Origin of the sequence: Streptomyces sp. NPDC046915, assembly GCF_040644935.1 — a bacterium.
Taxonomy (GTDB): Bacteria; Actinomycetota; Actinomycetes; order Streptomycetales; family Streptomycetaceae; genus Streptomyces.
Genome location: NZ_JBEYXB010000004.1, coordinates 224,728 through 248,031, shown reverse-complemented (window position 1 = coordinate 248,031; position 23,304 = coordinate 224,728). Strand labels below are relative to the sequence as shown.

The 23,304-nt window shown below is 71.1% G+C and carries 21 protein-coding genes and 1 pseudogene; 9 read left to right on the top strand and 13 right to left on the bottom strand.

Annotated features, from left to right (window positions below):
• Positions 1-85 precede the first annotated feature (85 nt).
• From ABZ915_RS12430 to acnA, 5 genes are all read right to left on the bottom strand, one after another.
• Complete coding sequence (locus ABZ915_RS12430) at positions 86-862, bottom strand: DUF2182 domain-containing protein (RefSeq protein WP_361800102.1); 777 nt, start codon at positions 860-862, stop codon at positions 86-88.
• The gene (locus ABZ915_RS12425; protein ID WP_361800099.1) at positions 859-1,473 is read right to left on the bottom strand and encodes a DUF1326 domain-containing protein; all 615 of its coding nucleotides are present in this window, start codon (positions 1,471-1,473) and stop codon (positions 859-861) included. The genes ABZ915_RS12430 and ABZ915_RS12425 overlap by 4 nt, the downstream gene beginning before the upstream one ends.
• Positions 1,474-1,693: 220 nt before the next feature.
• The gene (locus ABZ915_RS12420) at positions 1,694-3,202 is read right to left on the bottom strand and encodes an ATP-binding protein (protein WP_361800096.1); all 1,509 of its coding nucleotides are present in this window, start codon (positions 3,200-3,202) and stop codon (positions 1,694-1,696) included.
• Positions 3,199-3,924 (bottom strand): response regulator transcription factor, encoded by a 726-nt coding sequence (locus ABZ915_RS12415; protein ID WP_361800093.1) that lies wholly within the window; start codon positions 3,922-3,924, stop codon positions 3,199-3,201. Before ABZ915_RS12415 ends, ABZ915_RS12420 begins: the two co-directional genes overlap by 4 nt.
• A 135-nt stretch (positions 3,925-4,059) precedes the next feature.
• A complete protein-coding gene (gene acnA, locus ABZ915_RS12410) occupies positions 4,060-6,777 on the bottom strand; it encodes an aconitate hydratase AcnA (protein WP_361800091.1) in 2,718 nt (905 codons plus the stop codon).
• A gap of 283 nt (positions 6,778-7,060) precedes the next feature.
• On the opposite strand from acnA, the gene ABZ915_RS12405 reads away from it, so the two are divergent.
• Positions 7,061-7,258, top strand: coding sequence for a DUF4236 domain-containing protein (locus ABZ915_RS12405; RefSeq protein ID WP_361800088.1), 198 nt, complete (start codon positions 7,061-7,063; stop codon positions 7,256-7,258).
• A 64-nt stretch (positions 7,259-7,322) separates the two neighbouring features.
• Positions 7,323-8,852: a UDP-N-acetylglucosamine 1-carboxyvinyltransferase gene (locus ABZ915_RS12400; RefSeq protein WP_361800085.1), complete on the top strand. Its 1,530-nt coding sequence runs from the start codon at positions 7,323-7,325 to the stop codon at positions 8,850-8,852.
• A 6-nt stretch (positions 8,853-8,858) separates the two neighbouring features.
• On the opposite strand, the gene ABZ915_RS12395 is transcribed toward ABZ915_RS12400, so the two are convergent.
• The 3 genes from ABZ915_RS12395 to ABZ915_RS12385 all read right to left on the bottom strand — a co-directional run bounded on the left by ABZ915_RS12395 (position 8,859) and on the right by ABZ915_RS12385 (position 12,256).
• Positions 8,859-10,253, bottom strand: coding sequence for a HupE/UreJ family protein (locus tag ABZ915_RS12395; RefSeq protein WP_361800082.1), 1,395 nt, complete (start codon positions 10,251-10,253; stop codon positions 8,859-8,861).
• Positions 10,253-11,392, bottom strand: a complete 1,140-nt coding sequence (locus ABZ915_RS12390) for a DUF3500 domain-containing protein (protein WP_361800079.1) — start codon at positions 11,390-11,392, stop codon at positions 10,253-10,255. Before ABZ915_RS12390 ends, ABZ915_RS12395 begins: the two co-directional genes overlap by 1 nt.
• Positions 11,393-11,665: 273 nt before the next feature.
• On the bottom strand, positions 11,666-12,256 hold the full coding sequence (locus ABZ915_RS12385) for a TetR/AcrR family transcriptional regulator (protein ID WP_361800076.1): 591 nt from the start codon (positions 12,254-12,256) through the stop codon (positions 11,666-11,668).
• A gap of 205 nt (positions 12,257-12,461) precedes the next feature.
• On the opposite strand from ABZ915_RS12385, the gene ABZ915_RS12380 reads away from it, so the two are divergent.
• Positions 12,462-13,796, top strand: a complete 1,335-nt coding sequence (locus ABZ915_RS12380) for a GAF domain-containing SpoIIE family protein phosphatase (RefSeq protein ID WP_361800073.1) — start codon at positions 12,462-12,464, stop codon at positions 13,794-13,796.
• Positions 13,797-13,893: 97 nt separating this feature from the next.
• A complete protein-coding gene (locus tag ABZ915_RS12375; RefSeq protein ID WP_361800070.1) occupies positions 13,894-14,919 on the top strand; it encodes an MASE1 domain-containing protein in 1,026 nt (341 codons plus the stop codon).
• Between the two features lie 6 nt (positions 14,920-14,925).
• On the opposite strand, the gene ABZ915_RS12370 is transcribed toward ABZ915_RS12375, so the two are convergent.
• On the bottom strand, positions 14,926-15,381 hold the full coding sequence (locus ABZ915_RS12370) for a DUF6299 family protein (RefSeq protein WP_361800067.1): 456 nt from the start codon (positions 15,379-15,381) through the stop codon (positions 14,926-14,928).
• Positions 15,382-15,624: 243 nt separating this feature from the next.
• Between ABZ915_RS12370 and ABZ915_RS12365 the strand changes: the two genes are divergently transcribed.
• Entirely contained in the window at positions 15,625-15,813 is a 189-nt protein-coding gene (locus ABZ915_RS12365) for a DUF5999 family protein (RefSeq protein ID WP_361800064.1), read from the top strand.
• Positions 15,814-15,864: 51 nt separating this feature from the next.
• Here ABZ915_RS12365 and ABZ915_RS12360 read toward each other — a convergent pair whose 3' ends face one another.
• Together ABZ915_RS12360 and ABZ915_RS12355 are read right to left on the bottom strand one after the other, a co-directional pair.
• A complete protein-coding gene (locus tag ABZ915_RS12360; protein ID WP_361800061.1) occupies positions 15,865-16,263 on the bottom strand; it encodes a RidA family protein in 399 nt (132 codons plus the stop codon).
• On the bottom strand, positions 16,260-17,387 hold the full coding sequence (locus ABZ915_RS12355; protein ID WP_361800058.1) for an acyl-CoA dehydrogenase family protein: 1,128 nt from the start codon (positions 17,385-17,387) through the stop codon (positions 16,260-16,262). The genes ABZ915_RS12360 and ABZ915_RS12355 overlap by 4 nt, the downstream gene beginning before the upstream one ends.
• Positions 17,388-17,450: 63 nt before the next feature.
• Between ABZ915_RS12355 and ABZ915_RS12350 the strand changes: the two genes are divergently transcribed.
• The 3 genes from ABZ915_RS12350 to cysC all read left to right on the top strand — a co-directional run bounded on the left by ABZ915_RS12350 (position 17,451) and on the right by cysC (position 20,613).
• Positions 17,451-19,118 (top strand): AMP-binding protein, encoded by a 1,668-nt coding sequence (locus tag ABZ915_RS12350; protein WP_361800976.1) that lies wholly within the window; start codon positions 17,451-17,453, stop codon positions 19,116-19,118.
• Between the two features lie 15 nt (positions 19,119-19,133).
• Positions 19,134-19,946 (top strand): PaaX family transcriptional regulator C-terminal domain-containing protein, encoded by an 813-nt coding sequence (locus tag ABZ915_RS12345; RefSeq protein WP_361800055.1) that lies wholly within the window; start codon positions 19,134-19,136, stop codon positions 19,944-19,946.
• A 115-nt stretch (positions 19,947-20,061) separates the two neighbouring features.
• A complete protein-coding gene (gene cysC / locus ABZ915_RS12340; protein ID WP_361800052.1) occupies positions 20,062-20,613 on the top strand; it encodes an adenylyl-sulfate kinase in 552 nt (183 codons plus the stop codon).
• 77 nt (positions 20,614-20,690) lie between these two features.
• On the opposite strand, the pseudogene ABZ915_RS12335 reads toward cysC, so the two are convergent.
• Positions 20,691-20,825 (bottom strand): annotated as a pseudogene (locus ABZ915_RS12335) (sulfate adenylyltransferase small subunit); the annotation flags it as partial.
• Between ABZ915_RS12335 and ABZ915_RS12330 the strand changes: the two are divergent.
• Positions 20,793-20,999: a hypothetical protein gene (locus tag ABZ915_RS12330; RefSeq protein ID WP_361801018.1), complete on the top strand. Its 207-nt coding sequence runs from the start codon at positions 20,793-20,795 to the stop codon at positions 20,997-20,999. The pseudogene ABZ915_RS12335 and the gene ABZ915_RS12330 sit on opposite strands and share 33 nt — an antisense overlap.
• Here ABZ915_RS12330 and ABZ915_RS12325 read toward each other — a convergent pair.
• Positions 20,983-23,304: a bifunctional salicylyl-CoA 5-hydroxylase/oxidoreductase gene (locus ABZ915_RS12325; protein ID WP_361800049.1), complete on the bottom strand. Its 2,322-nt coding sequence runs from the start codon at positions 23,302-23,304 to the stop codon at positions 20,983-20,985. The genes ABZ915_RS12330 and ABZ915_RS12325 overlap by 17 nt on opposite strands.

Sequence of the window (23,304 nt, the reverse complement as noted above, 5' to 3'; positions counted from 1 at the left end):
CTCATCAGGGAAGACCCCTGAGCAGACCCTGAACACACCCTGACAGCCTGCCCCGAGGTGAGGGCAGCCGGTGTGCGCGGGCTCGTCACCAACCTCGCCCGTCGAGCCCCCGCATCTCGGTCATGCCGCCGCCCGTGAGGTTGGGGGCCAGCTGGGGCACCCAGAAGACGGTGATCGCGAGCGCGAGGGAGACGAGGCCGACGACGCGGGCGACGAGCGGTCCCCGCGGCGTGCGCTTCTCGGCGACGACGATGGCGGCCAGGCCCGCCATGGCCCAGAGGTTCATCACCCCGAACGCGGCGAGCAGCAGCATCAGGGACCAGCAGCATCCCAGGCAGAACGCGCCGTGATGGGCTCCGGCCCGTACGTGGCGCGAGGGGCCGCGGTACGACGCGTAGCGCAGCAGCAGGCCGATCGGTGAACGGCACTTGGCGAGGCAGAAGTCCTTGAACGGGGTGAGCTGGTAGAGACCGTTGATCGCGAAAACGGCGGCTGCCGCCGCCGTCCCCGCCGTGGGACGTGTGGTCGCGACCTGGTTCGTACCGGCGGCCAGGGCGTACGCGGGCAGTCCGGCGGCGGCCCAGACCAGCACATAGCCGGCGGTGAACGCGATCATGCGCGGCGCCTGGTGAACGGGCCCTGTCCGCGCGTACAGCGAGGCGACGGGTGCCGTGGCGGGCAGCATCATCGCGGTCATCATGATCGTCCAGGTCACCATGAAGGCGAGCAGGTCCCCCACCATGGCTCCCGATCCCATGTCGCCCCGCCGAAGTGCCACCCATGCCCAGGCCGCGGCCGCCGTGAGCAGCACCAGCCCGGTGTCACGCGCCCTGTGGCGGACGGTGATCGCCGTTCTGGTCACGCCGACCATGAGAAGGGCGCCGAGTGCCCGTTGTGGCCGGTGAAGTCCCATGAGCGGCCGTGTACGCCCTTGCCGACGGCTCGTGTCGACCGGGCGATGGTCAGTGTGCTGTTCGCCGGGTGGAACATGCCGGTGAGGCCCATCACGGGACCGTCCTCGCCGAACTGCGGGGCCACCTGGTCCTCGATCTCGATGTCGATGGCGTCCGCCACCCGCACCGTGTGGCGGCGGCCGTCGTCGTGGAAGTCGATGGGGACGCGTTCGACGCCGAGGACCTTGCCGATGAGGGGGACGACCGCCGCCATCGGTCCGCCCGCCTGCCCGGAGAAGACCTTGCCCAGCGCGTCCGCCTGGCTGTCGTCGGCGGAGGAGTCGATGTACAGCGCCACCTGCCAGTCGCCGTCGGTCATCACGCGGGGTGCGTCGACGAAGACGACGACGCTGTGGTCCGAGACGTCCACGGCGTCGACGGCTCCCCGCGCGACGTGGAACGCGAAGGTCACCTGGCAGCGCTCGTTGTCGGCGGGTGCCGTAAGGCCCGAGGTGGTGCACGGACAGACGCTGTCGCAGTTGCAGCTCTCGAAATACGTACCGTTCACATTCCAAGCCATGGTGGTTCTCCTGCCTGGTTCACACGCCTGTCAGCGATGCGAAGTGGCGCCCAGCTGGCAGAACGGAAGGCCTGATGCGGGCGCCGGCCTGATGCGGCGCCTCGGTCGCACAGCGGGAAGGGGGCCGCGGACGCGTACCGCGCGCCCGCTCGGCCACAAGATCGACATCGGGAGGGCTCCTTGGCCCGGACGGCCGCCCCGGTACTTCCCAGGCTAGTCCTCAGGCCGGCGCCGTGCCCCGGCAGGCCAGCGGGGACGGAAGGCCCGCGGTTTCCGGTGCCGCCGGGAGTCGGACGGTGAACTCCGTGCGGCCGGGGGCGCTGGTGGCGTCGATGCGGCCGTCGTGGGCCGTCGTGATCGCCGCCGCGACGGCCAGGCCGAGTCCGGAGCCGCCCTCGGCGTCCGAGGAGCGGGCGCGGGAGGCGTCCGCGCGGGTGAAGCGTTCGAAGACGGAGGGGAGGAGGTCGGGCGGGATGCCGGGGCCGTTGTCGCGGACGCGGATGACGCGGTGGGTGTCCGTGGACTCGACGGAGGCCACCACCGTCGTGCCCACCGGTGTGTGCACCCGCGCGTTGGCCAGCAGGTTGGCCACCACCTGCCGCAGACGGGCCTCGTCACCGACGACCAGGGCCGGAGCGTCCAGCCGGAGCTCGAGCTGCCAGACGTGGTCGCCGCCCGCGGCCCGCGCGTCCCACACCGCCTCGGCGACGAGCGGGGCGAGGTCCACCTCCGCGGAGTGCAGAGGGCGTCCCTCGTCCAGGCGGGCGAGCAGGAGCAGGTCCTCCACGAGGCCCGTCATCCGCGCCGACTCGGCCGACACCCGGCGCCAGGCCAGCACGGACTCGATCCGGCCGGCGCCGCGGTTCATCAGCTCGGCGTATCCGGCGATGGAGGCCAGCGGGGTGCGCAGCTCGTGGCCGGCGTCGGAGAGGAAGCGCCGCATGCGCTCCTCGCCGCGCCGGCGTTCGGCGAGGGAGGCCTCGACGTGGTCGATCATGCGGTTGAGGGCGGCGCCCACCTGGCCGGCCTCGGTGCCGGGGTCGGTGTCCCGTTCGGGCACCCGGGCCAGGCCGGTGACCTCGCCGCGGCCGAGCGGTGCGCGGGAGACCTCCACGGCGGTGGCGGCGACGCGGCCGAGCGGGCGCAGCTGGCGCCGGATGACCACCGCGCAGACGCAGCCGGCCACCGCGAGCCCGACGCCGCCGGCCACGGCCTCGACCTCCACCAGCCCGCCGATGGTGTCGAGGACGTCGTCCATGGGGAGGCCGGTGAGGACCCGGATCCCGTCCGCGTCGAGGGCGGTGACCCGGTACGTGCCGAGTCCGGGCACCGTACGGGTGTGTGCCGAGCCGTCGGCCGTGATGCCGCGCAGGGCGGTGCGCTGGGCGGAGGTGAGGGTGCGCGGCGGCGCGTCCTGGCTGACGACCGCGGCGGAGAGGATCGTGCCGTCGGTGTCGAGGCGGGCGGCGAGCATGCCGGCCGGGTGACCGTTCTCGCCCAGGAAGCTCAGGTCGGCGGTGCGCTCGGGGTGGAGCGCGGCGCCGCCCACGCTGTGTTCGGCCGCCTCGCTCACCCGGTCGTCCAGATGGCCCATGAGGTAGGCGCGCTGGGCGAAGGCGGTGGTGAGGGCCATCGCGGAGCATACGGCGACCAGGGTGGCGGTGACGAAGACCAGCATGCGGGTGCGCAGTGAGCGGCTCCTGGGCCGGGTGCGCGGTGCGGCGGTCATCTGCCGTCCTCCCCGGCCCGGATGACGTATCCCAGGCCGCGCACCGTGTGGATCATCGGCGCCCGGCCTTTGTCGATCTTCCGGCGCAGGTTGGAGATGTAGACCTCGACGAGGTTGCCGCCGCCGTCGAAGGAGCTGCTCCAGACGTGGCCGAGGATCTGCGTCTTGCTGAGCACCTGGCGTGGGTGGTCGAGGAGCAGGCCCAGCAGATCGAACTCCTTGGCGGTGAGCCGGACCGGGGTGCCCGCCCGGTACACCTCGCGGGTCTCCTCGGTCAGGACGAGGTCGCCCAGCACGCGGACGCGGTCGTCGGCCGGGGCCTGCTCGGTACCGGCCCGGCGCAGCAGTCCGCGCAGCCGCAGTACGACCTCTTCCAGGGAGAAGGGCTTGGTCACGTAGTCGTCGGCGCCGGAGTCGAGGCCGTGGATGCGGTGTTCGAGGGCGTCGCGGGCGGTGAGCATGAGGACGGGCAGCCGCGGCATCTCGTGGCGCAGCCTGCGCAGCACCTGGATCCCGTCGAGGTCGGGCAGCATCCCGTCGAGCACGACGGCGTGCGGGGCGCAGCCGCGGGCGAGCCGCAGCGCGCTGTGCCCGTCGGCCGCCGGGTACGGCCGCCAGCCCGCCTCGGTGACCGCGACGGCGAGCAGCTCGGTGAGGCCGGGCTCGTCGTCGACGATCAGCACGCGGACGCGGCCGGTTCGGGGGCCAGGGGTGCCAGTCATGTACCGATCCTGTCCCGGTCTGCTGAGGGAACGCTGTGTTCACCCTGAGGGTCGGTGATGACCTGGGACGGATACGGCGAAGGGCCGCACCCCCGTCACCGGGTGATGCGGCCCTCGACTGCCCTGCCGGACCGCTTACTTGCGGATCAGGCTGCGCAGCACGTACTGCATGATGCCGCCGTTGCGGTAGTAGTCGGCCTCACCGGGGGTGTCGATGCGGACGACCGCGTCGAACTCGACACCGCTGTCGGTGGTGACCTTCACCGTGCGCGGGATGGTGCCGTTGTTGAGCTCCTCGACACCGGTGAAGGAGAAGGTCTCCTCGCCGGTCAGACCGAGGGACTCGGCGGTGGCGCCCTCCGGGAACTGGAGCGGGAGGACGCCCATGCCGATGAGGTTCGAGCGGTGGATGCGCTCGTACGACTCGGCGATGACGGCCTTGACGCCGAGCAGCGCGGTGCCCTTGGCCGCCCAGTCGCGGGACGAGCCGGAGCCGTACTCCTTGCCGGCCAGGACGACCAGCGGGATGCCCTGCTCGATGTAGTTGCGCGAGGCGTCGTAGATGAACGACACCGGCGCGTCCGCCTGGGTGAAGTCGCGGGTGTAGCCGCCCTCGGTGCCCGGCGCGATCTGGTTGCGCAGGCGGATGTTGGCGAACGTGCCGCGGATCATGACCTCGTGGTTGCCTCGGCGGGAGCCGTAGGAGTTGAAGTCGGCGCGCTGGACGCCGTGCTCCGTGAGGTACTTGCCGGCCGGGGTGTCGGCCTTGATGGCGCCGGCCGGGGAGATGTGGTCGGTGGTCACCGAGTCGCCCAGCTTGGCCAGGACGCGGGCGCCGGAGATGTCGGAGACCGGCTCCGGGTCCATGCCCATGCCCTCGAAGTACGGGGGCTTGCGGACGTACGTCGACTCGGCGTCCCACTCGAAGGTGTTGCCGGTCGGGATCGGCAGCGCCTGCCACTGGGCGTCGCCCGCGAAGACGTCGGCGTAGGACTTGTTGAACATGTCCTCGCCGATGGCGTTCGCCACGACGTCGTTGACCTCGGCCTCGGAGGGCCAGATGTCCTTCAGGAAGACCGGGTTGCCGTCCTGGTCGGTGCCCAGGGCGTCACGCGTGATGTCCACCTTCATGGAGCCCGCGAGGGCGTACGCGACGACCAGCGGCGGGGAGGCCAGGTAGTTCATCTTGACGTCGGGGTTGATACGGCCCTCGAAGTTCCGGTTGCCGGAGAGGACCGAGGTGACCGCGAGGTCGTGGTCGTTGACGGCCTTGGAGACCTCCTCCGGCAGCGGGCCGGAGTTGCCGATGCAGGTGGTGCAGCCGTAGCCGACCAGGTTGAAGCCGACCTTGTCGAGGTACGGGGTCAGGCCCGACTTGTCGAAGTAGTCGGTGACGACCTTGGAGCCCGGGGCGAGGGTGGTCTTGACCCACGGCTTGCGGGTCAGGCCCTTCTCCACGGCCTTCTTCGCGACGAGCGCGGCGGCGACCATGACGTACGGGTTGGAGGTGTTGGTGCAGGAGGTGATGGCCGCGACCGTCACCGCGCCATGGTCGAGCGTGTAGGTCGTGCCGTCGGGGGCGGTGACCTGGACCGGGTTGGACGGGGCGCCGTTCGGGGCGACGGCCGGGGCGTCGGAGGCCGGGAAGGACTCCACGCCCGCCTCGTCCACGGCGTCGACGTAGTTGCGTACGTCCGTCTTGAACTGCTCGGCGGCGTTCGCGAGGACGATACGGTCCTGCGGGCGCTTCGGGCCGGCGATGGACGGGACGACCGTGGAGAGGTCCAGCTCGAGCTTCTCGGAGAAGTCCGGCTCGGCCTTCGGGTCCAGCCAGAGGCCCTGCTCCTTGGCGTAGGCCTCGACGAGCGCGACCTGCTGCTCGGAGCGGCCGGTCAGGCGCAGGTAGTTGATGGTCTCGTCGTCGATCGGGAAGATCGCGGCGGTGGAGCCGAACTCCGGCGACATGTTGCCGATGGTGGCGCGGTTGGCCAGGGAGGTGGCGGCGACGCCCTCGCCGTAGAACTCGACGAACTTGCCGACCACACCGTGCTTGCGCAGCATCTCGGTGATGGTGAGCACCAGGTCGGTGGCGGTGGTGCCGGTGGGCAGCTCGCCGGTCAGCTTGAAGCCGACGACCCGCGGGATGAGCATGGAGACCGGCTGGCCGAGCATGGCGGCCTCGGCCTCGATGCCGCCGACGCCCCAGCCGAGGACGCCGAGGCCGTTGACCATGGTGGTGTGCGAGTCGGTGCCGACGAGGGTGTCGGGGTACGCCTGGCCGCCGCGGACCATGACGGTGCGGGCCAGGTGCTCGATGTTCACCTGGTGGACGATGCCGGTGCCGGGCGGGACGACCTTGAACTCGTCGAAGGCGGTCTGGCCCCAGCGCAGGAACTGGTAGCGCTCCTTGTTGCGGCCGTACTCCAGCTCGACGTTCGCCTTGAAGGCGTCGTTCGTGCCGAACTTGTCGGCGATGACGGAGTGGTCGATGACCAGCTCGGCCGGGGCGAGCGGGTTGATCTTCGCCGGGTCGCCGCCGAGCTCCTTGACGGCCTCGCGCATGGTGGCGAGGTCCACGACACAGGGCACGCCGGTGAAGTCCTGCATGATCACGCGGGCCGGCGTGAACTGGATCTCCTGGCTGGGCTGCGCCTGGGAGTCCCAGCTGCCGAGGGCGCGGATGTGGTCGGCGGTGATGTTCGCGCCGTCCTCCGTGCGGAGCAGGTTCTCCAGCAGGACCTTGAGGCTGTACGGCAGGCGGGCCGAGCCCTCCACCTTGTCCAGCCGGAAGATCTCGTACGACTCGTCGCCCACCTGCAGCGTGCTGCGGGCGTCGAAGCTGTTCGCCGACACGACAGTCTCCTTCATTGATGTGCGCGTACCACCGTCAATCCTGCCGCCACGCCGGCTTGGCCGATCCAGTAAGGTAAGGCTAAGTTAGGCATCCCTTACCAGAGTGGCGACTACGGTGCGCCTCGGTAGATATCTCGATGTCGAGATAACTCTAGTACATGGGGCCGGGATGGTCATGCCCGGACCCGTCCGGAGCCGCGGCACTCCGCCACCCATCGGCACGCCACGACGGGGTATCCGAGTTGAGCGGCACTCAGTCCGGCGACCGTCGAAGGAGGCAGACATGCCGCTCACGTTCCGCAAGAGTTTCCGGATCCTGCCCGGCGTACGGCTGAACATCAACCGGCACTCCTGGTCCATCACGACGGGCGGCAGGCACGGCCCGCACCACACGCACAGCAGCACCGGACGTAGTACGACATCGGTGGATTTGCCGGGACCTTTCGGGTGGCGTCGCACCCGTTCACGCAGGGACCATTGACAGGGCGTCACCCGAACGGACCCCCCAAGAGGCGCCATCTCATATCTGAGATAACCTCAACCCCATGGCAGACGACTACCTCGTACGCATCGGCAAGCTCATCCGTGACGCCCGGCAACACCGAGGCTGGACACAGGCGCAGCTCGCGGAGGCGCTCGGCACCAGCCAGAGCGCCGTCAACCGCATCGAGCGCGGCAATCAAAACATCAGCCTTGAGATGATCGCCCGAATCGGTGAAGCCCTGGACAGCGAGATCGTGTCGCTGGGCTATGCGGGTCCGATGCATCTGCGCGTGGTCGGCGGCCGTCGGCTCTCCGGCGCCATCGACGTGAAGACCAGCAAGAACGCCTGCGTGGCCCTGCTGTGCGCCTCACTGCTCAACAAGGGGCGCACGGTGCTGCGCCGGGTGGCGCGGATCGAGGAGGTGTACCGCCTTCTGGAGGTGCTCAACTCCATCGGGGTGCGCAGCCGCTGGATCAACGACGGCGTCGACCTGGAGCTGATCCCGCCGGCCGAGCTGGACATCGCGGCGATCGACGCCGAGGCGGCGGTCCGCACGCGGTCCATCATCATGTTCTTCGGTCCCCTGCTTCACCGCATGGACCGCTTCAAGCTGCCCTACGCCGGCGGCTGCGACCTGGGCACCCGGACCATCGAGCCGCACATGATCGCGCTGCGCCGGTTCGGGCTGGACATCGCGGCCACCGAAGGCCAGTACCACGCGCAGGTCGACCGCGCGATCCGCCCGGACCGGCCGATCGTGCTGACCGAACGCGGGGACACCGTCACCGAGAACGCGCTGCTGGCCGCCGCCCGGCACGACGGCGTCACGGTCATCCGCAACGCGTCCTCCAACTACATGGTCCAGGACCTCTGCTTCTTCCTGGAGGCCCTGGGCGTCAAGGTCGAGGGCATCGGCACCACCACGCTCACCGTCCACGGCGTGCCGGACATCGACGTCGACGTCGACTACTCCCCCTCCGAAGACCCGGTCGAGGCGATGAGCCTGCTGGCCGCCGCCGTGGTCACCGAGTCGGAGCTGACGGTGCGCCGGGTGCCGATCGAGTTCCTGGAGATCGAGCTGGCCGTGCTGGAGGAGATGGGCCTCGACCACGACCGCAGCCCGGAGTACGTCGCCGACAACGGCCGCACCCGCCTGGTGGACCTCACCGTCCGGCCCTCCAAGCTGGAGGCGCCCATCGACAAGATCCACCCGATGCCGTTCCCCGGCCTGAACATCGACAACGTCCCGTTCTTCGCGGCCATCGCGGCGGTCGCCCAGGGCAAGACGCTGATCCACGACTGGGTCTACGACAACCGAGCGATCTACCTGACCGACCTCAACCGCCTCGGCGGCCGGCTCCAACTCCTCGACCCGCACCGCGTCCTGGTCGAGGGCCCGACCCGCTGGCGCGCCGCCGAGATGATGTGCCCGCCCGCACTGCGCCCCGCCGTGGTCGTGCTGCTGGCGATGATGGCGGCCGAGGGCACGTCGGTGCTGCGCAACGTGTACGTCATCAACCGGGGTTACGAGGACCTAGCGGAGCGGCTGAACTCGATCGGGGCGCAGATCGAGATCTTCCGGGACATCTGACCGTCTTCACCCCTCCTGCTCCTGGAGCACGGGCCGGGTGCCGGTCCTCGTGCTCGGGTCCTGGGCACGACGGCGGGTGGCGAGCAGCCAGAGCGTGGTGATCAGGGCGGTGGTGACGAGCACGAGGAGGAGTTGGGACGTGTGGGTGCCCGCGCTGTCCGCAGCGCGGGCCACGGGGCTGGGCAGGCCGAGGCGGTCCAGCAGCCAGCCGAGGGCCGCGAGGGCGGTCAGACCCGCACAGGCGGTGCGCACTTCGGAGCGCCTGCGCAGCCGGGTGAGGCATATCAGGCTCGGCAGGGCGAGGAGTACCAGGACGAGTTGCACGCATTCGATGCCGAGATTGAATCCCGCGAGGCTGAGTGCCAATTGGCTGGTGGAAAGGTTCATCTCGGAAAGGGTGAGCGAGAAGGCGAGCCCGTGTCCGAGACCGAATACGCCGGCGACGACGGCCTCACGCTCGGGGAAAAGCGGTCGAATGGCGTGGAAGGCGCCGACGAGGATACTGAAGGCGATGAACGCCTCGACCGGCTGCGCCGGGATGTCGAGGCGCCCGAAGGCGCTCACGGCGAGGGCGACGGAATGCCCGATGGTGAATGCGAGCGTGGTACGGCCGATTCGGCCGAGGGCGGTCCTTGGGCCCGTCGGTCCGCGCCAGCGGTTTCCGGCCGCCGACAGGGGTGCGGGCAGCAGGAGGATGAGCAGGAAAAGCAGGTGGTCGGTGCCTTCGAGAATGTGGTGGGCGCCGAGCCGGAACATGGCGTAGGTCCCGCTCCAGATGCTCCCGTCCACCAGGTCGACGGTGAGCGGGGCGATGGTCATGGTCCGGGTGTCGGTGCGGATGACTCCGACCTGGGTCGCGCTGTCCCGGCCCTCGTCGGCCACCCTGCCGGTGGCCCAGTCCTGGCGGACGGAGACCAGGACGGTGTGGGTGACGACCTGGTGGACGATGGTGTCGTAGTCGAGGACGAAGCGGCGCGGGTCCCCGCCGGCGGGCGGGGTGAGCGTGGCCTGGACGGTCAGTTCGCGGTAGGGGCCGGTCGAGGTCTGCTCGGTCCGGCCCAGGGCCATCGCCCCGAAGGTGACGGCCCATGCCGTGCCGTGGGTGGTGGTGGGGTGCACATGGGCGGCCAGGTAGCGGCGGATCACGGCGTTTCGCGCCGTCAGCTGCTCGGTCGTGGTGTGGTCGTCCAGGTCGATGCCGCTGGCCCGGGAGAAGTCGCTGACCGGCAGGTCCAGTTCGGCGTCCACCGACGACCGGTGCACGTCGAGCAGGAGCACCGAGTGCGGCATGGGATGCGCGGCGGCGGGCGGCGCTGCGAGGAGCAGCGCCGCCGTCACCGCCACCGCGATCCCGGCCAGCATGCGCAGCGCATGTGACGGTGAGATCGGCAGGCGGTTCATCAGAACGAGAACTCTCCCCCGTAGTCGGTGGTGTGGTCGCGGTAGACGGTGTGGTAGTGGATCTTGCTCGTGTAGACCACGCCGTCCTGGCAGACGAACTCGATCCAGACACCTGGTCCGTCGATGCGCACGTAGTCGCCCTGGGCGCTCAGGTCGGTGCTGCCGGAGTACGAGATGTAGGTGTCGTCGAGTTCCGACTTGTAGGTGCTGAGCACGGAGGCGGCGGTGGTGTCGTCCGCCGCGTCGACCCACGGCTTCATGGCGGCGAGGACCAGGGCCTGCTGGTCGTCGGTGAGTTCGCTGACCTTGAGCCCTTCCTTGGTCGCCGGGAAGTCGCCGTCGTCGTCCGGGCCGAGCAGCACGTCGCTGAACGAGTCGGTGAGTTTCGCCTCCGTCAGTTCGTCGTCGCTCAGACTGTCGACCATGGCCTTCATCCCGTCGTACATCCCGGACAGGGGTGCGTACGAGGTGCCGTCGTCGTCGGTCCAGCTGGTCGGCTCCACTCCGACGAAGTACGGGGTGGAGCCCTCGACCTCGCCGTCCTTGTAGGTGAGGTTGAACGCGAGGTGGTGGCCGCCGAAGTGCACCTGCCAGGTGCCGCTCGTGCTCGGGGTGCCGAGGAAGGCCAGGTAGTAGTTGCCGCTGCCGTAACCGCTGGCGGTCTCGCCCAGGTAGTCGTCGGCCTTCAGTATCTGGGTGATCTGGTCGTACCCGGTGTCGCTGCCGGTACCCGCCGCCGCCTTCAGTACGGCCTTGGCGGCGGTCAGCTGCTCGTCGCTGAGGCTGCTGAGCTCGATGCCGACGCGACAGGTGGAACCGCAGGGGAGGTTCGACCAGGCGGTCGCGTTCGCCTGGGTGAAGTCGAGAAGCACGTCCGACTGCTGATCGCTGGTCAGGGTGTTCAGGAACGTGTTGGCCGCGTCGACCACGTCCGAGACGCCGACGGAAGCCGCGGTCGTGGCCGTTGACCCGTCGGCCGACTCACTGGCCGACTCACTGGCAGAAGAGCCGCTCGTGGTGGTCGCGGCGTTCGCGTTGACGTAGATCGCCCCGAAGAGCAGGGACGTCCCCGCCGCGAAGGCGATGCCCGCGCGCTTCCACTTGCTCTTCAACCTGCGGTGAGTGTTGTTCTCTTGCACCTTGCCGGTCCCTTCGGAGGAAGATTGAGCAGGAATTCCGGAAACTGCTCCCTGAATGTGGCCGTCGAATTTCGACCGGCCTGGGGAGCTGGATATTCGATATCCGACTGAACAGCGTTTTCCGGAGCGCCCTATCCGTTGTCTGGGCAAGATAAATTCGACCAGTCGCCGCTATGGATGACATGAAGCGGCACTCAGACTCACCTATGGTTTGCTGTGGCGGACGCCCGAGGGTTTCAGGTTCTTCACCCGGCCCCGATCGGTCCGCCGGTGTCAGCTCGGTCGGTGCAGCCCCGCGATGAGGAGGCCGACCAGTCGGCGGGCGTCGTAGCGGGGATCGCTGTCCGCGCCGATGCAGAGGTTCCCTACGCCGCGCATGAGTTCGAGGGCCGTCACCTCGGAGTGGATCTCGCCGGAGGCGGTCGCGGCTTCGAGCAGTTGGGTGCACACGGGCACCAGGCGGTCGAGGAAGTAGGCGTGCAGCGCCTCGAACCCGGCGTCGCCGGACTGGAGCACGGCGGCGAGTCCGTGCTTGGTGACCAGGAAGTCGACGAAGAGGTCGATCCACTGCCCCAGGGCGGCGTACGGGGTCGCGCCGGTCGCCAGCAGGGCCGGACCGGCCTCGGCGCAGGCCTCGACCTGGTGCCGGTAGACGGCGATGATGAGGTCCGCCCGGGTCGGGAAGTGGCGGTAGATCGTGCCCGTGCCGACACCGGCCTCGGCGGCGATGTCGCGTACCGGCGCGTCCACCCCTGACGTGACGAAGACCGCGGCGGCCGCGTCGAGCAGGGTCTTCTCGTTGCGGCGGGCGTCCGCCCGCTTGGACCGGGCCGCCCGCCCCGCGCCCTCGTCGCCGTCATTCACCGCACCGCTCCCTTCGCCACCGCGCCCGCCACGGAACAGTGTTCCTCATCGCCCTGCCACAATTTCCGGAACTTGGTTCCGTTTTGTCGCATGATGCCAGAGTCCGGGCGGCCGGCCAAGCGGCGAGACATGTCATCCCTTTGCGGTCATGGCGCCCTCTTTGTGGGCATATGCCATCCTGTTTTCTAGTGAGGAGGCCGGAGGGATGGCAGGAATCGGGGAAGGGGAACAAGCCCGGCAGACTCGGCTTCCCGACCTGCACCTACGTCTGCGCGCCGAGTTGGGCCGGATCGACGATCAGTTGCGCGCCCTGCTGGGCGCCATGGACCGGCTCCAGGGCCTGCTGGACGCGGTCGTGGCCATCAGCCGGGAGGTCGAGCTGCCCGCGGTGCTGCACCGTATCGTGACCACCGCGATGGAACTGGTCGGCGCCCGCTACGGGGCTCTGGGCGTACTCTCCGAGTCCGGAGACCGCTTGGAGCAGTTCATCTCCGCCGGTCTGTCCGAGCAGGAGCACGCCGCTCTCGCCGAGACCGCCTTCCCGCGCGGCCTGGGAGTCCTCGGCCACCTGATCCACCACCCCGAGCCCCTGCGGGTCGAGGACATCCCGGCCCATCCGTCGTCCGCCGGGTTCCCGCCCAACCACCCGCTGCTGCGCACCCTGCTCGGCGTGGCCATCACCGTACGTGGCGAGATCTACGGCGACCTCTACCTCTCCGAACGGCGTGACGGACGGCCCTTCGACGCCCACGACGAGACCGTCGTCGTCGCCCTGGCCGGGGCCGCCGGCATCGCGATCGAGAACGTCCGCCTGTTCGAACAGGTGCGGGTCAGCGCCGAACAGTTCCAGCGGCTCCTGCTGCCGACACTGCCCGACCTGCGGCCTTTCACCGCCGCCGCCATCTACCGGCCCGCTGCCGAGCCCAGCCGGCTCGGCGGGGACTGGTACGACGCCATTCCGCTGCCCGGCGGTGTCGTGGCGGTCGTCATCGGTGACGTGGTCGGTCACGATCTGAAGGCCGCCGCCGCCATGGCCTCCACCCGCAACATGCTGCGCGCCCTGCTGTTCGAGCGGGGCGGTCCGCCCGGCGCGATCCTCGCCCAGCTCGACCGCACGGTGCAGACCATCACGAACCACCCCGTCACCACCACGACCCTGGCGCGCATGGAACCGGACGGACCGGGCTGGCGCCTCCACTGGAGCAGCGCGGGCCACGTCCCCCCGCTGCTGATCGCCCCCGGGCGGCGGCCGGAATACCTGTTCGCCGAGCCCGGGCTGCCGCTCGGGGTCGACACCGAGCAGCCCCGCCCCGACCACTCCCGTTTCGTGCCGCCGGGCGCCACCGTGGTCTTCTTCACGGACGGGCTGATCGAACATCCCGAGCAGCCCATCGACGAGAGCCTCGACGAGCTGACCGCCCTCGCCGCCAGGTACGCGGACCTTCCGCTCCAGGAGTTCGTCCAGGCCCTGGCCGATCACCACCCCAGCGACGGTCACGACGACATGGCCGTACTGGCCCTGCGCGCCCCGCGCGTCTGACCTCGCGCCCCCCGAACGTCCGGCCCGGTGCCCTGGAGGATGAGATGGATCCGGCGGATGATGGATTCCGGGGCGATGTCGATGCGGAGGTCGCCCGATGACTGTCGCACGGCGTGAACGACTCCGGCGCGCCGGTGTGGCCGCCCTGGACATCTGCGTCGTCGCCGCGCTGTACTACGGCTCGGCCGAGATGGGTCTGATCCAGCAGCTGGTGCGCGGCCAGGTCACCCCGCTGTGGCCGCCGACCGGTATCGCCCTGGCGAGCCTGCTCGTGCGCGGCATTCGGGTCTGGCCCGGGATCACGCTCGGCGCGCTGCTGGCGAACGTCTCCCTCGGGCCGTCGATCCCGGCCGTGCTCGCGATCGTGGCGGGAAACACCCTCGCGCCCGTCTGCTCCTACGCACTGCTGCGTCGTGCCGGTTTCCGTGTCGAACTGGACCGGCTGCGGGACGCGCTCGCACTGATCTTTCTCGGCGCGTTCGCCGGGATGCTGGTCAGCGCGACCACGGGCAGCGCGACCCTGGCCCTCGCCGGCGCACTGACCGCGGGCAGGTTCTGGCCGACGTGGTCGGTCTGGTGGACCGGGGACGCGATGGGCGTACTGGTGGTGACGCCGGTCCTGCTCGTCCTCCGCTCGGCCCACCGGCCGAAGGGGGTGCCGCCGTCCCGTTGGGTGGAGGGGCTGCTGCTCGTCGCGGCCACCGTCTGCGTCGGACTCATCGAGACCGGCGGCACGCCCCTGCTGTTCCTCGGTTTCCCGCTGCTGATCTGGGCGGCCTTCCGCTTCCAGCTGGCCGGGGCCGCGCCCTGCGCCCTGGTCGTGTCGACCTTCGCCATCGCCGCCGCCGCCCGGGGGGCGGGCCCGTTCGCCGGTCACGACCTGCTCACCAACATGATCACCCTCCAGGCGTTCAACGGCTCCTCCGCGCTGACCGCCCTGGTCCTCTCGGCGGCCGTCAGCGAGCGCAACCAGTCCCAGAAGGAGATCGCGCGAGCCTGTGGGCAACTCGCCGAGATGGTGGCCAAGGTCGCCACGGGTGGCCATCTCGCGACGCTCCCCGACGGCGTCGGCCTTAAGGACGGGGAGGAAGAGCACGGCGGACGGACCAGAAGACAGAGGTGAGCACGGTCAGTGCCGGACCAGGGTCACGTCCCGCTGCCGGACGGCGTGGAAGTACGGCAGCGGGAGGCCGCCGTGGGAGCGGAGTTCCAGGATGGCGGCCTCGACGTGGGCCATGCCCGGCCGGACCGCGTCCGCCAGGATCCGGCCCGAGTTCCTCCAGCGGTGCTCGGCGCCGTCGCAGCGGGCGACGGTGCCGCCGATGCCCTGTGTGAAGGACAGGGCGCTCCGGCTGACGGACGAGCTGACGAAGACCGGACCCGTGCCGGCGGTGCAGCGGTAGGTCCCGGACAGGGTGACGGCGCCGTCGGCGACGCGGCCCGTCGGGTCGACCGTGACGTTCTCGTACGGGGCGGCGGCCGCGGGGGCGACGGCCGTGGCGAACAGCAGCGCCGGGGCGGCGGCCCCGGTGAGCAGCAGCGCGGCGGCGCCGGCCGCCGCGCCGAGGACAGGGCGTACGGGCATGGAGGGGCTCCCGGATCGTGCGGTGGGGCTTCCACTGGTACCGGCCCCGGGTGGACCCGGGCGTGACCGTCACCCCATCGGTGGCGCGTCACGACGGTCGCGGAACGGTCCCGGAGTCGTCCGCGTGTCGACACACTTCGCGACGGGCCGTTCCGGTCGGTCCCCGCAAGGGCGCATGGTCTCTCGTACCGGGCGGCGGACGTGCCGCCCAGGCACCCGTTCCGTCCGATGCGGAGGTGCGCCATGTGTTCCCACCAGTGCCCGTCCCACGACAGCGGCGTCCCCCATGTGGTGGCCGCACACCCCGAGCAGGGCTGGAGTCTGCTGTGCGACGGGAAGATCGTCTTCGACGACACCGGTGAGCTGCTGCCCGACGGCCGGATCGTCGCGCCCCACCGGGTGCCGGCCGAGCCGCTCACCATGGCGGCCTGACCGGCTCGGTCCCCATCGGTCACGGCAGCCCGGCGTCACGGCAGCGCGACGTCACGGCAGCACGGCGAACCCGTCGAGTTCCACCGTCGCCCGGTCGTCCCACAGTCGTACGACCTCCACGACGGCCATCGCGGGATAGTCGCGGCCGGCCAGCCTCCGCCAGACGCGTCCCAGGTCGGGCGCGTGGCGGCGGTAGCCGGCGACGTCGGTGGTGTAGACGGTGACGCGGGCGAGGCAGTCGGGGGTGCCGCCGGCCGCGCGCAGGGCGGTGAGCAGGTTGCCGAGGGCCTGCTCGAACTGTTCGAGGAGAGTGTCGCCGAGGACCTTGCCGTCGGGGTCGAGCGCGGTCTGGCCCGCGAGGAAGACGATCCGGCCGCCGGTGGCGACGACCGCGTGGGAGAAGCCGGTGGGCGGGGAGAGCTCGGACGGGTTGACGCGCTCGACGGTCATCGGGCCTCCAGGTGGGCGTACAGCTCCTTGGCGATGATCCCGCGTTGCACCTCGCTGGCGCCCTCGTAGACGCGTGGGGCGCGCACCTCGCGGTAGAGGTGTTCGAGCAGGTGGCCGCGGCGCAGGGCGCGGGCGCCGTGCAGCTGGACGGCCGCGTCGACGACGTACTGCGCGGTCTCGGTGGCGAGCAGCTTCGCCATCGCCGAGCGCTTGGGGACGTCCGGGGCGCCGGCGTCGTACGCCGTCGCCGCCGCGTACACCATCAGGCGTGCCGCGTCCGTGCGCAGCGCCATCTCCGCGACCCGGTGGGCGACGGCCTGGAGGTCGCTGAGCCTGCCGCCGAAGGCCTCGCGGCGCGCGGTGTGGGCGAGGGTGGCGTCCAGCGCGGCCTGTGCCATGCCGACCGCGAAGGCGCCCACGCTGGGCCGGAAGAGGTTCAGGGTGCCCATGGCCACCCGGAAACCGCGGTCCGGCTCGCCGAGGACGTCGTCCGCGGTGACGGGTACGGCGTCGAAGTCCAGGCTGCCGATGGGGTGCGGGGAGAGCATCTCCAGGGCGGCGCCGGTCAGTCCCGGGCGGTCGGCGGGCACCAGGAAGGCGGTCACGCCTCGGGCGCCCGCTTCGGGGGTGGTGCGCGCGAACACGGTGTAGAGGTCGGCCTCGGGTGCGTTGGAGATCCAGCACTTCTCGCCGGTGAGCCGCCAGCGGCCGGGGCCGTCGGGCCGGGCCGTGAGGGACAGCGCCGCCGCGTCCGACCCGGCCCCCGGCTCGCTCAGGGCGAACGCGGCCACCGCGCCGCCGTCGGCCACCCGGGGCAGCCAGTGCTCCCGCTGGGCCGGCGTGCCGTGGGCGTGGACGGGGTGGGCGCCCAGGCCCTGGAGGGCGAGGGCGGTCTCGGCGTCGGTGCAGACCTGGGCGAGCGACTCGCGCATCAGGCACAGGTCGAGCGCGCCGGAGGTGAACAGGCGGGCCAGCAGGCCGAGGCGGCCCAGTTCGGCGACGAGCGGGCGGTTGACGCGGCCCGGCTCGCCCTTCTCGGCGAGCGGGCGCAGCCGCTCGGCGGCCAGCGTGCGCAGTTCGGCACACCAGGCCGTCTGCTCCGGTTCGAGCGAGAATGCGGGCATTCGCGGCTCTCCTCTCCTGTGTCTCCCCTCGCCTCTCCCCCCGACGGTATCGCGTCCGGTTGACTGTCGTCACCAACGCGATACGCTCGCTTGCGCGAGCCCACCGTCAAGGCCTGTCCGGCAAGGGGGCGAACCGCCATGCACGTCTCGGCTCACGTCGACACCTTCGCGCGCGACCACCTCCCGCCGCCCGGCGAATGGCCCGAGCTGCGTTTCGACCTGCCGGAGCTGCGTTACCCCGATCGGCTGAACTGCGCGGCCGAGCTGCTGGACCACGCCGACCCCGGCCGCCCCGTGTTCCACACACTCGCCGGCCCGTCCTGGACGTACGGCGACCTCCGCGCCCGTGTCGACCACGTGGCCCATGTCCTCACCCGCGACCTCGGGGTGGTCCCGGGCAACCGCGTCCTGCTGCGCGGCCCGACCACGCCGTGGCTCGCCGCCTGCTGGCTGGCGGTGCTGAAGGCGGGCGCCGTCGCGGTCACCGTGCTGGCCCAGCAGCGGCCGCACGAGCTGGCGACGATGTGCGAGATCGCCCGGGTGGGGCACGCCCTGTGCGACATCCGGGCCGTGGACGACCTGGCGAAGGCCGAGATACCGGGCCTGCGGATCACGACGTACGGCGGAGACGCGCCGGACGACCTCCTGAACCGCGCGACCCCCGCGACGCCGTACCGGGCCGTGGACACCGCCTGCGACGACGTGGCGCTGATCGCGTTCACCTCCGGCACCACCGGTCGCCCCAAGGGATGCATGCACTTCCACCGGGACGTGCTCGCCATCGCCGACACCTTCTCCCGGCATGTGCTCAGACCCCGGTCGGACGACGTCTTCACCGGCAGTCCCCCGCTGGGCTTCACCTTCGGCCTCGGCGGGCTGGTCGTCTTCCCGATGCGGGCCGGGGCCAGCGCCCTGCTCCTCGAACAGGCCGGCCCCAAGCAGCTGCTGCCCGCGATCGCCGGGCACCGTGTGTCGGTGCTGTTCACCGCGCCGACCGCGTACCGGGCCATGCTCCAGGAGGCCGCCGGCCACGACCTGTCGTCCCTGCGGCGCTGTGTCTCCGCCGGCGAGAACCTGCCCGCCGCCACCTGGCGGGCCTGGCACGAGCGCACCGGCCTGCGCGTCATCAACGGCATCGGCGCCACCGAGCTGCTGCACATCTTCGTCTCGGCCGCCGACGAGCACATCCGGCCCGGGACGACCGGCCTGCCGGTGCCGGGCTGGCAGGCGCGGGTGCAGGACGAGCACGGCGACCCCGTCCCCGACGGCGAGCCCGGTCTGCTGGCGGTGCGCGGACCGATCGGCTGCCGCTATCTCGGCGATCCGCGGCAACGGGAGTACGTGCGCGACGGCTGGAACCTGACCGGTGACACGTATGTCCGGGACGGAGACGGATACTTCCGCTACATGGCCCGCGCCGACGACATGATCATCTCCGCCGGTTACAACATCGCCGGCCCGGAGGTGGAGGACGCGCTGCTGCGTCACCCGGACGTGGTGGAGGCGGCCGTGGTCGGACGGCCGGACGAGGCGCGCGGGCAGATCGTGGTGGCGTACGCCGTGGTGCGGGAGGGCGCGGCGCGGGACGCGGAGTCGTTGCGCGCCTTCGTCAGGACCGAGCTGGCGCCCTACAAGTGCCCGCGCGAGTTCGTCTTCCTGGAAGCGCTGCCCCGCACCGCCACCGGCAAGCTCCAGCGTTTCCGGCTGCGCTCCAAAGGTGACCAGCAGTGATGCCGAAGACCTAAAATGATCAACGTGTCCGAGCAGCACGCCCCCCGGTCCCTCATCGTCACGCTCTACGGCGCGTACGGCCGCTTCATGCCCGGCCCGGTGCCCGTCGCCGAGCTGATCAGACTGCTGGCCGCGGTCGGCGTGGACGCGCCCTCCGTGCGCTCCTCGGTGTCGCGTCTGAAACGGCGCGGACTGCTGCTGCCGGCCCGCACCGCCGAGGGCGCGGCCGGGTACGCGCTCTCATCCGAGGCCCTGCAACTGCTGGAGGACGGCGACCGGCGCATCTACGCCACGGCGGCCCCGCGCGACGAGGGCTGGGTGCTCGCGGTGTTCTCGGTGCCGGAGTCGGAGCGGCAGAAGCGGCACGTGCTGCGCTCCCGGCTGGCCGGCCTGGGCTTCGGCACGGCGGCCCCCGGGGTGTGGATCGCACCGGCCCGGCTGCACGAGGAGACCCGGCACACCCTCCAGCGCCTCGGGCTCGATCCGTACGTGGACTTCTTCCGCGGCGACCACCTGGGCTTCGCGCCCACCGTCGAGGCGGTCGCCCGCTGGTGGGACCTGGCGGCGATCGCCAAGGCGCACGAGGCGTTCCTCGATGTGCACGCGCCCGTGCTGCACGCCTGGGAGCGGCGCTCGGACACCCCGCCCGAGGAGGCCTACCGCGACTACCTCCTCGCCCTCGACTCCTGGCGCCACCTGCCCTACACCGACCCCGGTCTGCCCGCCCGGCTGCTGCCCGCCGACTGGCCGGGGGCGCGCTCCGCGGCGGTCTTCCAGGGGCTGCACGAACGGCTCAGGGACGCCGGGGCGGTCTTCGCCGAAATGTGATCCTCGCCACATCGTGCGCCCCTAACGGAACCCTCAGGTTCCTCTGTCCCTCTTCTCAAGTTTCTTACCTAGCGTTCAACGATCGCCGGCGGGGTAGGAAAGAGGACTGTTGCGCATGACGACCACGGCAAGGGCTCAGGGAGCCACCGTCTGGCTCACCGGGCTGCCGAGCGCGGGCAAGACGACCATCGCCCGTCTCCTCGGCGACCGGCTGAAGGCCGAGGGACGCCGCGTGGAGGTCCTCGACGGCGACGAGATACGCCGCTTCCTCTCCGCCGGCCTCGGCTTCTCGCGGGCCGACCGCAACACCAACGTGCAGCGCATCGGCCTGGTCTCCGAGGTGCTGGCGCGCAACGGCGTGCTCTCCGTGGTCCCGGTGATCGCGCCGTACGCCGACAGCCGCGACGCGGTGCGCGCCCGGCACGAGAAGAGCGGCACGCCCTACCTGGAGGTGCACGTCGCCACCCCGGTCGAGGTGTGCGGCGAGCGGGACGTGAAGGGGCTGTACGCCAAGCAGGCCGCGGGCGAGCTGACGGGGCTGACGGGGGTCGACGACCCCTACGAGCCGCCGGGCGACCCGGCGTTGGTGCTGCGGACCGAGCGGCAGGCGCCCCGGGAGTCCGCGGACGCGGTGTACGCACTGCTGGCGGAGCGGGGTCTGGTGTGAACCACCCCCCTCTCCCACCTGGACGCGCTGGAGTCCGAGGCGGTGCACATCTTCCGCGAGGTGGCGGGCGAGTTCGGGAGCGGCACGGTCTGGAGGGGGTTGCGGGTGCCGTCGGGGCGTTCCTTGAGCACACCGCGGTCGATGTAGTCCTGTACGGAGGCCACATGGAGGCGCAGTCCGTGCTTTTCGACCGTGCGATCGCGGTAGTCGACGGCGCCACCGAACTGACCGCCCACGACCTGGGCAGGATCACCCTGCGCACCGCCGAGCCGCTGGCCCTGGACGACTACGCGGTCTCCCGCCGCACGAGCGCCTTCATCCTGATCGACCCGGCGGACGGCGCCACGCTCACCGCGGGCATGGCGGAGGTCAGCCGCCCAGCGTGAGCCGGGGCTTGGGGGCGTCCGTGCGTCCGGTCTGCGGGCGCCGGCTGCCCGCCAGGTAGGGGTCGGGCCAGACCACACCCGGACCCTCGTAGCCCTGCTCGGCCGCCGCGTGCAGCGTCCAGTGCGGGTCGTACAGGTGCGGCCGGGCCAGCGCGCACAGGTCCGTGCGGCCCGCCAGGATCAGGGAGTTGACGTCGTCCCAGGAGGAGATCGCGCCGACCGCGATCACCGGGACGCCCGCCGAGTTCCGGATGCGGTCCGCGAACGGTGTCTGGTACGAACGCCCGTACTCCGGGCGCTCGTCGGCGACCACCTGCCCGGTCGAGACGTCGATCGCGTCGGCGCCGTGCGCGGCGAAGGCGCGGGCGATCTCGACGGCGTCCTCGGCGGTGTTGCCGCCCTCGGCCCAGTCGGTGGCGGAGATCCGCACGGTCATGGGCTTCTCCCCCGGCCACACCCCGCGTACCGCGTCGAAGACCTCCAGCGGGAAGCGGAGCCGTCTCTCCAGCGAGCCGCCGTAGGCGTCCGTGCGCCGGTTGGTCAGCGGGGAGAGGAAGCCGGAGAGCAGATAGCCGTGCGCGCAGTGCAGTTCCAGCAGGTCGAAACCGGCGCGGACGGCCCGCCAGGCCGCGGCCGCGAACTGCTCGCGGATGTCGGTCAGTTGCGCGCGGGAGAGCTGGCGCGGTGTCTGGCTGCCCGCTTTGTACGGCAGTGGGGAGGCGGCCACGACCGGCCAGTTGCCCTCGGTCAGCGGTTCGTCGATGCCCTCCCACATCAGCCGGGTCGAGCCCTTGCGGCCGGAGTGGCCGAGCTGCAATCCGATCGCGGTGCCCGGGGCCTGCGCGTGCACGAAGTCGGTGATCCGCCGCCAGGCCTCGGCCTGCCTGCCGGTGTACAGGCCGGTGCAACCGGGGGTGATCCTGCCCTCCTCGCTCACGCACACCATCTCGGTCATCACCAGCCCGGCGCCACCGAGGGCCCGGGAGCCCAGGTGGACCAGGTGGAAGTCGCCGGGGACGCCGTCCTTCGCCGAGTACATGTCCATGGGAGAGACGACGACCCGGTTGCGCAGGGTCAGGCCGCGCAGCCGGAACGGGGTGAACATCGGGGGCGTGCCGGGCGGGCAGCCGAACTCGTGCTCCACGGCCCCGGTGAAGCGGGCGTCGCGCAGCCGGAGGTTGTCGTGGGTGACCCGGCGGCTGCGGGTGAGCAGGTTGAAGGCGAACTGGCGGGGCGGCTGGCCGAGGTACAGCGGGAGGTTCTCGAACCATTCGAGGCTGGCGCGGGCGGCGCGCTGGGTGGAGGCGACGACGGGCCTGCGCTCCGCCTCGTACGCGGTCAGCGCCTCGGCCGTCGTGGGCTGTTCCGTCAGGCAGGCGGCGAGCGCGAGGGCGTCCTCGACGGCGAGCTTGGTGCCGGAGCCGATGGAGAAGTGGGCGGTGTGGGCGGCGTCGCCGAGGAGGACGACGTTGCCGCAGGACCAGCGTTCGTTGACGACCGTGCGGAAGGTGGTCCAGGCGGAGTTGTTGGAGCGCAGCGGCCGGCCGCCGAGCGCGTCGGCGAAGAGCTTGGCGCAGCGCTCGACGGACTGCTTCTCGTCCATCTCCTCGAAACCGGCGGCCCGCCACACCTCCTCGCGCATCTCGACGATCACGGTGGAGGCGCCGAATTGATTCTGCGGCCCGGAGGGCCTCGTTGAGGGGTGGTGGTCGGGAGACGGGTGGGCGTACGGGTAGCCGTGGAGCTGCATCACGCCGTGCTCGGTCTCGGCGATCTCGAAGCGGAAGGCGTCGAACGCGAAGTCGGCGGCGAGCCATATGTAACGGCAGCGGTGCGTGGCCACATGGGGCCGGAACACATGGGCGTAGGCCTCGCGGGTGGTGCTGTGCACACCGTCGGCGGCGATGACGAGGTCGTACGCCTCGGAGAGCCAGGCCGGGTAGGGGGCCTCGCTGCGAAAGCGCAGCTCCACGCCGAGGTCGCCGCACCGCTGGTGCAGGATCTCCAGGAGGCGCTTCCTGCCCAGGGCGGCGAAGCCGTGTCCTGAGGAGGTCTGGCGGGTGCCGCGGTGGATGATGTCGATGTCGTCCCAGCGGACGAAGTCCCTCTGGAGGGCCTCGTAGACCACCGGGTCGGCGTGTTCTATGCCGCCGAGGGTCTCGTCGGAGAGGACCACGCCGAAGCCGAAGGTGTCGTCGGGGGCGTTGCGTTCCCAGAGGGTGATCTCGCGGGTGGGGTCGAGGCGTTTGAGCAACGCCGCGGCGTACAGGCCGCCGGGGCCACCACCGATCACGGCGACCTTCAT